The sequence below is a fragment of the Collinsella sp. AM28-11LB genome, from assembly GCF_003469895.1.
In the GTDB taxonomy this organism is placed as follows: domain Bacteria; phylum Actinomycetota; class Coriobacteriia; order Coriobacteriales; family Coriobacteriaceae; genus Collinsella.
Genome location: NZ_QSKJ01000001.1, coordinates 86,859 through 100,421 on the forward strand (window position 1 = coordinate 86,859; position 13,563 = coordinate 100,421).

At 60.1% G+C, this 13,563-nt stretch carries 12 protein-coding genes; all 12 read right to left on the bottom strand.

Annotated features, from left to right (window positions below):
* Positions 1–8 precede the first annotated feature (8 nt).
* Entirely contained in the window at positions 9–977 is a 969-nt protein-coding gene (locus DW732_RS00390) for an SIS domain-containing protein (RefSeq protein ID WP_118098083.1), read from the bottom strand.
* Positions 978–1,121: 144 nt separating this feature from the next.
* Positions 1,122–1,877: a GntR family transcriptional regulator gene (locus tag DW732_RS00395; protein ID WP_118098085.1), complete on the bottom strand. Its 756-nt coding sequence runs from the start codon at positions 1,875–1,877 to the stop codon at positions 1,122–1,124.
* Between the two features lie 2 nt (positions 1,878–1,879).
* Positions 1,880–3,853 (bottom strand): ATP-dependent DNA helicase RecQ, encoded by a 1,974-nt coding sequence (locus DW732_RS00400; protein ID WP_118098087.1) that lies wholly within the window; start codon positions 3,851–3,853, stop codon positions 1,880–1,882.
* Positions 3,854–4,059: 206 nt separating this feature from the next.
* Positions 4,060–4,779 carry a GntR family transcriptional regulator gene (locus tag DW732_RS00405; RefSeq protein ID WP_117735442.1) on the bottom strand — a complete coding sequence of 240 codons (720 nt, stop codon included), beginning with the start codon at positions 4,777–4,779 and terminating at the stop codon, positions 4,060–4,062.
* A 104-nt stretch (positions 4,780–4,883) separates the two neighbouring features.
* Positions 4,884–5,891, bottom strand: a complete 1,008-nt coding sequence (locus DW732_RS00410) for a YitT family protein (protein WP_118098089.1) — start codon at positions 5,889–5,891, stop codon at positions 4,884–4,886.
* A gap of 352 nt (positions 5,892–6,243) precedes the next feature.
* Positions 6,244–6,873 carry an HAD family phosphatase gene (locus tag DW732_RS00415; RefSeq protein WP_158567300.1) on the bottom strand — a complete coding sequence of 210 codons (630 nt, stop codon included), beginning with the start codon at positions 6,871–6,873 and terminating at the stop codon, positions 6,244–6,246.
* A 160-nt stretch (positions 6,874–7,033) separates the two neighbouring features.
* Positions 7,034–8,017, bottom strand: a complete 984-nt coding sequence (locus DW732_RS00420; protein WP_233502247.1) for an SIS domain-containing protein — start codon at positions 8,015–8,017, stop codon at positions 7,034–7,036.
* A 199-nt stretch (positions 8,018–8,216) separates the two neighbouring features.
* Positions 8,217–9,050: a PTS system mannose/fructose/sorbose family transporter subunit IID gene (locus DW732_RS00425; protein WP_117763540.1), complete on the bottom strand. Its 834-nt coding sequence runs from the start codon at positions 9,048–9,050 to the stop codon at positions 8,217–8,219.
* Positions 9,051–9,063: 13 nt separating this feature from the next.
* The gene (locus tag DW732_RS00430) at positions 9,064–9,858 is read right to left on the bottom strand and encodes a PTS sugar transporter subunit IIC (protein ID WP_022095161.1); all 795 of its coding nucleotides are present in this window, start codon (positions 9,856–9,858) and stop codon (positions 9,064–9,066) included.
* Positions 9,859–9,894: 36 nt separating this feature from the next.
* Positions 9,895–10,818 carry a PTS mannose/fructose/sorbose transporter subunit IIAB gene (locus DW732_RS00435; RefSeq protein WP_117743119.1) on the bottom strand — a complete coding sequence of 308 codons (924 nt, stop codon included), beginning with the start codon at positions 10,816–10,818 and terminating at the stop codon, positions 9,895–9,897.
* A gap of 184 nt (positions 10,819–11,002) precedes the next feature.
* A complete protein-coding gene (locus DW732_RS00440) occupies positions 11,003–12,085 on the bottom strand; it encodes a DMT family transporter (protein WP_158553133.1) in 1,083 nt (360 codons plus the stop codon).
* A gap of 362 nt (positions 12,086–12,447) precedes the next feature.
* Positions 12,448–13,440 carry an SIS domain-containing protein gene (locus DW732_RS00445; RefSeq protein ID WP_117648180.1) on the bottom strand — a complete coding sequence of 331 codons (993 nt, stop codon included), beginning with the start codon at positions 13,438–13,440 and terminating at the stop codon, positions 12,448–12,450.
* Positions 13,441–13,563: the final 123 nt, after the last annotated feature.

Sequence of the window (13,563 nt, forward strand, 5' to 3'; positions counted from 1 at the left end):
CCCGGTACCTAGTACTGCTCGACACCCATATAGCGACGAACCTCGGGGCTGTGGTCGAACACCTTGCCGCGGGCGGCGCGCAACTCGCAGCTCATCGCGTAGAAGAAGATCGGCTCCAGGAACGAACGCACGCTGGCCGGCACCTCGCCCACGCCGTACTCGAGCGCATCGAGCACCATGACCGTATCGGTATGCGTGTTGAGGAATGCGAGCGCGCGCTCCTCCATGGGACGGCACTCGCCCGATCCGAGCTGCACAAAGTAGAACACGCCGGGCTCGGTGGCCTCGAAGGGGCCGTGGAAGTACTCGCCGGAGTGGATGTAGCAGCAGTGCTGCCACTGCATCTCCATGAGCGAGCAGATGGCCATAGCGTAGGTCTGGCTAAAGTTGGGGCCGGAGCCCAGGATGTAGAAGAACTTGTGCTGCTGGCAGAGCTCGGCAAAGCGGTCGCCCAGCTCCGCGTTGACCTTCTCGCGGGCGGCGGGCAGCAGCGCGTCCATCTGCTTAAGGCCGGCATACATGTCGGCGAGCGCCTCGTAGCCTTCCTGCTGGTCGAGCAGCTCGGCAGCCATCAGAACGCCGATGCCCTGCGGGACCTCGGCCTGCGACTCGCCCTTGCCCCACGGATAGACCCAGGTGGTCCACTTGCCGTTGTCGATCTTGGAGCCCGCATAGTCGGTCATAGCCACGACCTCGGCACCGGCAGCCAGCGCCATCTCGCAACCGTAGACGACCTCCTGCGTGTTGCCGCTGTGGCTGCAGGCGACGACGAGCGACTTCGGCCCCAGGCTCTTGGGGGCCATCAGGCAAAACTCGCGCGCGGTGTAGACCGTCGAGGCAAACGTGGTGGCCTCGCGCTTGAGCAGCTCGTTGGCCGGCATCAGGTCGATCATCGAACCGCCACAGGCGATCCAAAAGACGTTCTCGATCTTACCCTTGCGCTCGATAATTTCCTGAATCAGATCGTGTGCGTTCACCGTGACGCTCCTCCTTGTGTGGCGGCTTTGAACGACGACAGCTCGTACCTGCAATCGTTCTATGTTGTCCTATTTATAACATGCGAACTGTCACAGGTGAAGTCGTTTCAGCAAATTTGTTCTATGTTGTTCTGTCTATGGGCGTTAGATGTCAAACAAGTAGCGCGAGCCCACGATCTTTTGGCGCCCGAGCAGCAGGGGCCGCCCGTCCGCATCGGTAAAGTACGCCTCCATATAGAAGAGCGGCTCGCCGACCGGCACCTCCAGCAGCGGGGCCGCCTGAGCATCGGCAAGCGCAATCTCCACGGTGCAGGGGTCGGACTTGAGCGGTGCGCGGCCCGAATGCTCGGCAACGAACGCAAAGATCGAGTTATCGGCGAGGTCCTTATCGGCCAACGTCTGCAGGTAGGGATGATCGGACAGCACAAAGGCGTTGTTCTCGAGCATGACGGGCACGCCATCTGCCGTGCGCACGCGCTCGACCACGATAAGCTCGCAGCCGGGCTCCACGCCAAAAAAAGCCGCGTCCTCGCGCGTCGCCGCGACCACCGTGCGCGACACCAAGCGTGCTCCGGCCACCATGTCGTTGGCGGCGCAGCCCTCGGTAAAGCTCTGGACATCGCCTTTCTGGCGAATCTTGCGTTTGAGCTTGGGGGCGCACACAAAGGTGCCCCTCCCCTGTTGGCGGTTGAGATACCCCGCACGCGACAGCTCCTCAATGGCGCGGCGCACGGTAATGCGCCCCACGCCGTAGGACTTCGCAAGCTCCATCTCGGAAGGAATGCGCGAGCCGGGCGCGTACACGCCGCGCGCGATCTCGCCCTTTAGGTCGTCCATGACCTGCTGGTACAGCGGCACGGCGGACACGTCGGCACGCTCGGTTTTATCGTCAGTTGCCATCGTTACGCTCCATCTCGCGCATGCTCGGACTCAAACTCTTCAATCGCCGCCATAAACTGCTCGCCAAAGGCGTCTGCCTTTTTCTCGCCGATGCCGTTGACCTGGATAAGCTCGTCGCGCGTCTGCGGACGCAGGCGACACAGACCGCGCAGGGCCTTGTCGGAAAAGACCATGTACGGCGCCATCTCCAGCTCGGTCGAGATTTCCTTGCGCAGGGCACGCAGGCGCTCGAATAGCTCGGCATCGTCGCCCACGCGCGGGCGCTGATCCAGCTCGGCCTCCTCGCGCAGCAGATCCACCGCACGGCGAGCGCGGGCCGAGGCCTTGCGCTTGGACGCACGGCGCTTAACGGTAAAGGCAAACGCCTCCTCTTCGACCTCGCCGGCACGCGGACCCAGCCCCACAACCGGGTACTGCCCCTGCGAGGCGGCCAAATAACCGCGGCCGCACAACTGGCCGATGATGTCCTTGATGCGCCCGACCGATTCGCTCGACAGCTCGCCATAACCGCGATCCTCGTCCAGATGCATCTGGCGCACGCGCTCGGTGTTGCCGCCGTGAAGCACATCGGCGATGAGCGACTTGCCAAAGCGCATGGGCCGCGTGGCCACATAGCGCACGGTGGCGCGGGCCATATCGGTGACGTCCTCGACCTCGAACTGCGTAAGGCAGTTGCTGCAGTTGCCGCAGCCCTCGGCGTCATCCGAGGCGGTGCCGCCTACGGCCGCATGCTCGGCCGCGGCCTCGTCGCCAAAGTAACGCAGCATGTATTCGCGCAGGCAGCCGGTGGTATTGCAGTAGCCTTCCATCTGACTGAGCAGGCGATATCGATTCTGGAGCGCCCACGCGCGCTGCTCATCGTCGAGCGCCTCGTCGGCCGCATCGCCGCGGTCGATCAAAAAGCGGCGCATGCGAAAATCGTTGCCATTCCACAGCAGGTGACAGCTGGCAGGATCGCCATCGCGGCCGGCGCGACCCGCCTCCTGATAGTAGGCCTCGATGCTCTCGGGCACGTTGTTATGGATGACGTAGCGCACGTTGGGCTTGTCGATGCCCATGCCAAAGGCGTTGGTGGCAACCATCACCTGAATGTCGTCGTCGATAAAGGCGCGCTGGCTTTGGCGACGGGCGTCGTTGCCCATGCCGGCATGGTATCGGCCCACGCGAATGCCGCTGGGACCCAGCGCCTCGGCAAGCTCGCCCGCGAGCGCATCGACGGTCTTGCGGGTCGAGCAATACACGATGCCGCTCTCGCTCGAATGCGCGATTACGTAGTCGCGCACCCAGACGGCCTTGGCCTTGTCGCCCATCTCCTCGCAGCCAAAGTAGAGGTTCTTGCGGTCGAAGCCCGTCACGACCGTGGCCGGGTCGCGCAGGCCGAGCATCTGCTGAATGTCCGCGCGCACGCGCTCGGTCGCCGTAGCGGTAAAGGCCGCCACGATGGGGCGCCGCGGCAGGGAATCGATGAACTCGCGAATCTGCAGGTAGGCGGGGCGGAAATCCTGGCCCCATTGGCTTACGCAGTGGGCCTCGTCAATGGCCACGAGCGGCACGCCGATGCCGCCGTCCGCCGCGGCCTCCTGCGCAAAGGCTAAAAAGCGCGGCTCGAGCAGGCGCTCGGGCGCCACGTACATAAGCTGGTAGCGACCCTCGCGCGCCCGCTTGAGCACGGTGTTTTGCTGGGCCGGGGTAAGGCTGGAGTTGAGATAGCTGGGGCGTGCACCCGCCGCGAGCAGCGCGCGGGTCTGGTCCTCCATAAGCGACAGCAGCGGGCTCACCACAAAGGTGATGCCAGGCAGCATGAGCGCGGGCACCTGGTAGCAAATGGACTTGCCGGCGCCCGTGGGCATAACGCCCAGCGCGTCGCGGCCGCCAAGGATCGCATCGACCATGCGGTCCTGCCCCGGGCGAAACGAGGTGTAGCCAAAATAGGCGCCGAGCGTGTCGAGCGCCATCTGCTGCATGCTATCGGTCATGGTTTCCTAACGTCAGAATCCTCTGCCGCCGATTATACGCCGCCACGCGGACCAGCGCCGAGCTGCCGCTAGCCACGAGCAACGCGTTCCGGAAGGACGAGAGTGGATTTTTGGACACCCGACGAACGAGAGTGGATAATCTCCCACTTTAAGGCCGCCACCGGACCTAAAACGGGAGATTATCCACTCTCGTTTTCTATCCCGAACTACATCACCATAACGTAGCGCGATCCCACGTAGTACTGCTTACCCATCAGGACCGGCTCGCCGTTGGGACCGGTAAAGCCGGCACGCAGGTTGAGCAGCGGATCGTGCGGAGCAATGCCCAGCTCGGCCGCCTGCTCGACGTTAGCTCGAACGGCCTCGACCGTACGGTAGCCAACCGAGACAATCGGCGTTCCACCAACACGCTCGACCTCGGCAAAAATCGACTTGTCCTCAAGGTCGGCCGTCAACAGCTCACGGTAGGCGTCAAACGGCACAAAGATATTCTCCTCAAATATGGGCTCGCCATCGGCCGTACGCACGCGCTTGATATGCAGCAGCAGCGCGTCCTTCTGCAGGCCAAAGAACTCCATCTCGTTTTGACGCGCCGGCACAATCTGGCGATCAACCACGTGCGCGCCGGCCTTCATGCCGTTGTCGGCACATAGCGCGGAAAACGTCTGCAGCGTCGAGGCATGGAACTGGCGGTTGATGTGCGGCGTGGAAACAAAGGTGCCGCGACCCTGTTGCTTAACCAGGTAGCCATCGGAGCACAGCTCCTCGACGGCGCGGCGCACCGTAATGCGGCTCACCTCGTACTGCTCGGCAAGCTCAAGCTCGGACGGGATGCGCTCCTTAGGTGCATAAACGCCTTTCTCGATCGCTTCCTTGATCTCGTCGTAAATCTGCTGGTAAAGCGGTGCATTTTTGGGCGCTGGCATATCTGATCACTCTTATCAAAATATCGAAATAACTAATACGTATATAACGTCTTTTTATATGTTACCTCAGTTTGATAAAACGATACACCGCATACAGCAAATCTTTACCCGCCGTCGTCCTGCTGCAAGCTTTCCTGATCGTGCAGACGGGCCTGCCTGCTGGCCATGCGCGCGGGCTTGTCGGGATCGGGTACGGCCGTAGGCATGGGCTCGTCGACATGACCGCCCCACCAGCCGCCCACAAAGTTAAGCGTGTGGAACACATTGATCACGGCGCCGGGGTCGACGTCGCACACCAACTTGACGATATCCTGGCTCTCGTAGGTCGAGACAACGGTGTGCAGCAGGTACATCTTTTCGCGGCTGTATCCCCCAATGACCTCGGCGCAGCTAATGCCGTGCTGAAAGTGATTGACATAGGCGGTCATGACCTCATCTGCCTCGCGCGTCGTGATCTGCAGCGTCACGCGGTCGTAGCGGCGATAAAAGCTGTCGATGGTCTTGGTCGAAATAAATTGAAACACAATGGAGTACGCCGCGTTGTCCCAGCCAAACATAAAGCCAAAGATCGCCAGGATAAAGCAGTTAAAACCAAAGATGACGCCCCAGATGGTCTTGCCCGTGTGGTTGGAGACCCACAGAGCGATAAAGTCGGTACCGCCGGTGGATGCGCCGGACTTAAGCGCGATGGCAGCGCCCAGGCCCGAGACCACGCCGCCAAAAATGATGAGCATGATCTTGTCGCCCAAAAACGGGGCGAAGTGAAAGATATTGAGGAACAACGACGAGAGCACGACCTGCATCATCGAGAAGATGACGAAGCGCTTGCTGATGCCGCTCCAGCACAGAAGCGCCACGGGGATGTTGAGCGCGAGCATGCCGAGCGAGATATCGATATGAACGCCGCCGAGCGAGGTGACGCGATCGAGTAAGACGGCGACGCCGGTGAGACCGCTCGGTAGCAGGTCGGCGGGCTGAATGAACGCCTGGATCAGAAATGTCTGAAGAATGGCGGAAATCGTGACCGCCACGGCAGTAATGGCGCGGCGGACGATGGTGAGGCGGCCGAGCACGAGCACGCGGTCCGTGAGCTGATCGATGGCGTTCGCCACGTAGGCTCCTTTCGAAGGCAGATGTAATTGTGGGGCATGCCGGCGATTGTAGCATGGAGCGCGAGTGGGCGCTTCAATTCACCCTCTCTCGACAACCAAAACGAGCCTGCAGCTCCCCAACCAAAGAGCCAAATTCTAAGTGAGTAGACTTTTTACGATCTGCCGAGCACACCAAAAACTGCCACCTCTGTGACCTGCGGTTTTACTAAGGCAGATGCGCTTTGTACTTGGCCTGAGCCAAAAAGTCTACTCACTTAGTCCGAGTCGAAGCCAAACGGATCAAATCGAAGCCGAAATGAGCCAATCCACCGCAAAAGACGCGTGAATCGGTACTTCTCGCGGCGAACTGACGCTACAAAGCGGTCAAAATGTCGGCAAGGCTATCGATGATGGTGTCAGCGGCGGACTGATCCAGGTTGACGCCCTCGTGCGGACGCAGCGCCAGGACGCGGGCGCCGGAGCGCTTGCCGGCCTCAATGCCCATAGGCGAGTCCTCGATAACCAGGCACTCGGCCGGCTCAACACCCAACGCCTCCATGGCGCGCAAATAGATCTCGGGGTCGGGCTTAAACGCACTGCACTCATGGCCGCTGATGGTGTAGTCCAGCACGTCGGAGATACCGGCAATCTCCACCAGCTCGTCGATGAGCTCACGGTAGGACGAGCTCGCGATGGCACACTTCACGCCGCGCTCGTGCAGCTCACACATCACCGGCTCCGTCTGCTCGTTGAGCAGCTCGGCATACGGAACAGGGTGGACCGGGCTGTAGACCTGCTTGTACTCCACGCGCAGGCGCTCGCGCAGCTCAACATCATCGGGAACGAGCGACTTCCAAATGGCGGGCTCGTTAGACCCCGAAAGATCGGGGATCTCGTCAAAGTGGAACCCTTTCTCTTCCATAAACGCCACGCGGCGACGATTGTAGAACCACTCGGTATCGACCAGCACGCCGTCCATATCAAACAGCACTGCCTTGATCATACGCATCTCCTCCCACTTGCCAAAAAGGGACAGGTTTATTTTGGTAGGTTTTATCTGGGGTTTTGCGGCGCGTGCGCACACGCCCTCCCCAGAGCAAAAAAGGGGACGGGGCAAAACCCCATCCCCTCTCAATCAACCCGTAAGGTTAACTTACTTGTGATTAGTAGGAAAGCTTCCACATGTAGCGACGCATGGTCAGCGGGTGCTGACGGGCCTCGGCGATCTGGTTGCCGTACTCGCGCATAACGGCGAGGTGCAGCAGCGGGTTGAAGTAGGTGACGACGCTTGCCGGCACGGCGTCGGCCAGACCGTAGTCCTTGGAGTCGATCAGAGCGACCTTGGCGCCCATGCGCTGCAGGAAGGTGAGGGCGCGAGCGTCCATCGGACGGGTAGCGCCGTCGGACATGAAGAAGACGTAGGGCTTACCCTCGGTGGAAACCTCGAACGGGCCGTGGAAGTACTCACCGGTGTTGTAGGCGGCGGCGTCGATCCACTGCATCTCGGTGAACAGGAAGGCGGCGTGGGAATAAGCCATCTTCTCGGAGGCACCGGAGGCCATGAAGTAGATCATCTCGTCGTCCTTGAAGTCCTGGGCGAACTGCTTGGCGAGGCCCTTGGCGGACTGAGCGGCGTTCTCGCAGAGCTCGAAGACGTTGGTGAGGCCGGTGATCATGTCCTCGTAGTGGTCATAGCCCTCGGTCTGCTGAAGGATCTCGAGAGCAAGAGCAATGGCGTAGCCGGGCTTCTCGCACTTGGCAGCGTAGTTGGCGTGGAAGCCGTGAACGATGACGTGGTCGGCGTCGACGGTCAGAGCGGAGCCAGCCTTGTTGGTGAGGGAGACGACCGGGCAGTTGTGCTTCTTGGCGGTCTTGTTGGCCTCGACGGTCTCGGGCGTGGAGCCACCGAGGGAGCAGGTGATCACGAAGGTGTGCTCGTTGACCCAGGAAGGCGTGTCGTAGTTGAACTCGTTAGCGGTGAAGATCTGAACGTTCAGCTTGTCCGTGTTGTTGGCCAGGAAGTACTTGGCGGGGTAAAGATCGGACATAGAAGCACCGCAGCCGACGAAGGCGACGCTGTGGATCTCGTGGTTGGACAGGACGTCAGCGACGATCTGCTTAGGGAGGTTAAGGTCGATCTCGTACATCTGACACATTCCTTTCGAATTTTTGCGGCGTCACATTGCCGGACGCTCGCAGGGTTACCGTGGCTAGGACCGAGTCGCCGGCCCGTTGAGGATGCGACAAAGGGACTGTCCCTTTGACACATTTAGGGATGGAAGCCTGCCTGGGGTATGGGATGCCAGGCAGGCCCCCGGGGGAAAGCGGTTAGACGCTGGGTCGCGACTAGGCCAGGATGCCGACCGCGGAGAGGGCGATGCCGCCCACGATGGCGATCACGAGAAGCCAACCGGTGTTGACGTTCTTCTTGATGAGCCAGTACATAAGGCCGGTGAGGCCAAGGGAGATCATCTGGGGCATCATGCCGTCCAGGATGTCCTGGATAACGACGGTACCCTCAGCGAACTGCAGCGGGGTGGTGGCGCCGATCAGCGTAGCGATCATGCCGCCCACGGACATAAGACCCACGATGCCGCAGACATACATGAGCTTCTCCATGAGGTCGCCGCCCTGGAGCTTGCCCAGGTACTCGTGGCCACCCTGGTAGCCCATCTTGGCGGCGAACCAAGTGATCAGCACGGAGGGCACGATGGAGATGAGCATGGCCAGGATCGGGCCCATGATGGAGCCCTGCTGAGCCAGCTGGACGCCCAGACCAAAGGCGATGACGCGGATGGTGCCCTGGAAGAAGGAGTCACCGATACCGGAAAGCGGGCCCATGAGGGAGGTCTTGACCGCGTTGATCGAATCGGGGTCGAAGTTCTCGGGATCCTTGGCGTACTCCTCCTCCATGGAGGCGGCGAGGCCCAGGACGAAAGCGCTCGTCTGCGGGGTGCAGTTGTAGAACGCCATGTGACGATGGTAGGCCTCTTTCTTAGCAGCGAGCTGCTTGGGGTCAGACTCGTCGGGGTAGAGGCGATCGAGCGTGGGAACCATGCCGTAGAGGAAGCCCATGTTCATCTGACGCTCGTAGTTCCAAGAGGCCTGGATGGCCCAGGAGCGCCAGAAGAACTGGCTGACCTTCTTGTTCAGGGACACGTCCTTGGTTGTGGTTGCCATAGTGTGTTCCTCCTTAGTCTTCGTCGTCTTCGAGCGGATCGTAGTCGGAATCGACACCGGCGGCTGCATGGGAACCGTTGAACTTGAAGCCCATGAAGACGACAGCCAGGCACACACCGATCAGAGCGACCGCGATGACGGACAGGTTGAGGTAAGCGGCGAGCAGGAAACCGATGAACAGGAACGGGGTCATACCCTTCTTGATCATCATGGTGAGCAGCAGGGCCAGACCGTAGGCGGTCATGATCTTGGTCGAGACGTTCAGACCAGTGGACAGCCACTCGGGAACCATGTTGACGATGGCCTGGACCAGGTCGGTACCGACAAAGACGGCCAGGAAGATCGGCAGGAAGTACATGATGGCGTACAGACCGGAGCCGGCGCAGATGTGCATGCGGTAGGCGGTCTTGAACTTGCCGTTATCGATCGCGCTATCGGCCACATGGGTGAGGGCGGCGATGATGGAACGGAACACGATGCCGAGGAGCTGACCCAGGACGGCGACCGGGATGGCGATCGTCATGGCGGTCTCGGCGGAAGCATCGGTCAGGCACGCGAAGGCAGCTGCCACGATGCCGCCCAGGACCATATCGGGCGGAACGGCGGCGCCGACCTGCACCAGGCCCATGGACACGAGCTCGACGGCGGCACCGACGGCAAGGCCGGTGGGCACATCGCCCAGCAGCAGACCGACGAGCGTGGCGCCAACGAGGGGCTGCTCGAAGTTAAGACGACCGAGCAGGCGGGAGTCCCACATGCAGAACACGCCGACGAGGCCGACGAGCACCGCACTGATGAACGTATTCATACCCTTCTCCTTTCAGTCAGGCAAAAGCCTGGTTGATTACAGCTTGGCGTCGATGTCGACGCTCTGATACGTGGGGGTCTGCTGGACGTAGAGCTTGATGCCCATGTCGAGCAGCTGGTTGACGTCGGCCTTCTGGGTGGCGTCGAAGAAGACGGAGCTGTCCTTGCCGCCGACCTGATCGGCACCGTCGTGGTTGGCGGTGGCGCCCAGGTTGATGGCGTCGAGTTTGTAACCCTGGCAGAACTGCAGCATCTCGGCCGTGTTGCCAAAGACGAACATGACGCGCTCGCCGAGGGTGTTGAGCTTGTCCATCTTGGCGAGGGCACGCTCGACGGTGAAGACGTTCAGGCGCACGCCCTGGGGCTTGGCCAACTTTAGAGCACCCTTCTTGATGTCATCGTTGGCGGCAGCGTTGTCGACGACGATGATGCGCTCGGCCTGAACCTTGGTGGTCCAGGTAAAGACGACCTGGCCGTGCAGCAGACGGTAGTCAAGACGTGCGAGGACGATCTTGGCGGGACCGGAGCCGTGACGGGGCGCCTTGGCCTTCTTAGTGGGGGCCACGGCAGCCTCGATCGGCGCGTTGGGGTTGGTCAGACCGGTGCGGGCCTCGTTGATGAGGGCCGCGAGCTCGGCGCCCGTGACGGGGACGGGGCTCATAGCGAGCGTCAGTGCCAGCGGAATGTTGAAACCGCTGATCACCGTGAATGCTGCACCGTTGCGGGAAAGCTCGACCATGCTGTTGTTGACCGAGCTGCCGAGCATATCGGTCAGCACATAGACGGTGTCGTCCGCGTTGAACGTGGCGATCAGAGCGTCCACCTTATTGGTGATGGGCTCCTTGTCGTCACGAGCAAGCGACACGACGTGGACGTTCGACACGTCGCCGAGAACCATCTCGAGCGTGTCTTTGGCGCCTGCGGCCAGGCCGCCATGAGATGCGAGAATGATCTGATTCATCTTGCCTCCTCCTTTTCGTTATGGTCATTATAACGTCTTATACGTTGCGAATATTGATAATTATTATAAGAACCACTCACGGCCAAATATCGACCGTTCGCGGGTTTAACTGACTGGAAACGAAAGCGCCGTGGCTCGTTGGACAGTCCCGCTCAGTTACGTTCCCCAAGGGCTTACACTGCCTCTATCGCACGAAATACCAGGGGCTTTCCTGCACGGTGGGTTCCAGCGCGATGCCCGTGCGCTCCTTGAAGAGATCCATGTCCTGCGATTTCTCCGTCCACCACGCATTGGGCTTAAAGGTCATGCTCTCAATAACATGGCCGACAAAGGTAGTGTTGCGCAGCATGGTAAAATCCGTATTCATGATCACGATGGACACGAGCACCAAGACAATGCCCAATACTTTGATCGTGCCGGCGGGCTCCGCGTAGATACCAATGCCCAGCAGTACGGTGACGACTGTCTCGAATGACATTACGACGGGAACTTTCGACGTCTCGAGCCCCATGGATAGACCCTGCATATATAAGATGTAAGCCACGGCTGTGGGGATGAGTCCAAAGCCAAGGAACAGCAGCAGCAGCTGTGGCGACATTGCCACGGCGACATCCGGCCACGGAGCCGCGATAGCTGCCATAACCGCACCGCCAAAAACAAAGCCCCAAAACGTAACGGCCAGCGGGTGGACCGTCTTGGTTGCTATTCGGCTAAACACCGCGAGCGACGCACCACAAAGGCCCGCAATCACGCCCGACGTGACGCCCCAAACCGAAAAATGGAAACCGGAAAGGTCGCCATTGGTCACTGCAAGTACACAGCCACCTATGTTAAAAGCGATGGCAACAAGCTTGTTAGGGGTCACGTCCTCACGATAAAGCACGCGGCCGAGCACGACGCCAAACACCGGCGAGGTGTAGAGCAGCACCGAGGCCGTGGACATGCCCACCTCGCCCATGCACTCGTAATAGCAGGTGTTGGCGGCGGCCAAACCGACGATACCGACAAGCGCGCAGGGAACAAGCTCTTTAGGGCTTGCCTTGAACAGGGCCAGCGGACCCTGAGCCACGGTAGACCCCTCACCCGGACGGCAGCCCATAAACATCAGGACCGGCGCCAAGATAAGCGCTCCGACCAACAAGCGAAAGGCAGCCATGCTCTGGGACGAAACGCCCATGGCCGAGATGCCGTTTACAAAGATTCCGATGCTGCCCCACATAAGCGCGGCGATCAGCACCAGCACATAGCCCAGATTGCTTCTCTTCAACGTAGCCTCCTTGGCTTTGTTTCCAGTATGTTTCATGCTACGTTATAGTCGTTATATACATTTATCAAGACACAAATCGGCAAACGGGAAATCTCTAGACAAAAGGAGTGTAGTCATTGGGGACATTCTTAAACGACTAGTCAAACAAAAACGTCCCCGATGAATAGTCACCCAACTGCCGCAAAATGACGAGAGTGAATAATCTCCCACTTTGAGCCCCCAAACAGGCCAAAAACGGGAGCTTATCCACTCTCACCTTGGGGCAGTCGTTTAAGTACGTCCCCAATGAGTGGCCCGCCGCAGGTAGAGGACGGACAGCGCAGCGTCGAGCCGTTACGCGGTTTGGTAAAACCGCGTAACTCCTAGTAGTCCAGCTTCCACATGTAGCGGCGCGTCATGTAGTCCTTGTGGGTGACGGCGGAGAGCGCACGCATGTAGACGTTGTTGAGGATCGGGGCAAAGATCAGGTGGTTGAAGTACTCGCTCACGCTGTCCTTGATGTCGTTGAGGCCGAGCTCCTTGGCGTCGAGCTGGTAGACGCGCTCGCCACCGTACTGGTTGACGAAACGGATGCCGCGCTCGTCGTTGCAGCGGCTGCGGCCGACGCTGATGAGCTGGAACAGCGAGGTGCGCTTGTCCAGGATCTCGAAGGGGCCGTGGAAGAAGTCGCAGGTGTTGATGGTGCAGGAGTCGATCTGCAGCATCTCCTGCACGTTGCAGATGCTAAAGACGTAGGCGGCACCAAAGAGCGGGCCCTGAGCCATGACGTTGATGCAGGGCTTGTCGGCGTTCTGCTCGGCCCACTTGGCAGCAAGCGGACGGGTGTACTCGACGGCCTTGCGATAGATGGGGTCGACCAAGTCGAAAGCGGCCATAGCGGTCTCGTACTCGGCATAGCCCTCGGTCTGCTGCGTAAGCTCCATGGCGATCATGGTCACGACGGCGGAGTTGGTGCGGCCCATGCAGGACTCGTCGACGGCCAGGCTGTCGTACTGGATCTTGTAGTCGCAGACCTCGGTGAGGGCGGACTCGTCGACATAGATGGCGATGGTGCTGGCACCGTGGTCCTTGGCGACCTGGGCGGCGACGATGGTCTCCTTGGTGCCGCGCATGGACACGACGACGGCCAGGGTGTTCTCGTTGACGTAGGCCGGGGTGGCATGCACGAACTCGTTGCTGGTGTAACTGGAGCTCACGACCTGCGTGGCCTCGTGCTCCATAAAGTACTGGGCAGGATAGTTGCCGCCGTTGGATCCGCCGGCGCCAATCCACACGACGCGCTTGATGCCGCCCTTGTCTGCCTTGTCAGCCAAAACCTGGGAGACGACGTCCTTAACCTGTTCCTGAGTAGTCATCGTGCATCAGCCTTTCTTCTCGTTTGATGCTCTCGATGGCATACAAGTTACATACACGTTTTGGTTATGTCGACTAGTTGTATGCTATATTTGTCTTAGATTTTTTGCTGATACGGTATATAA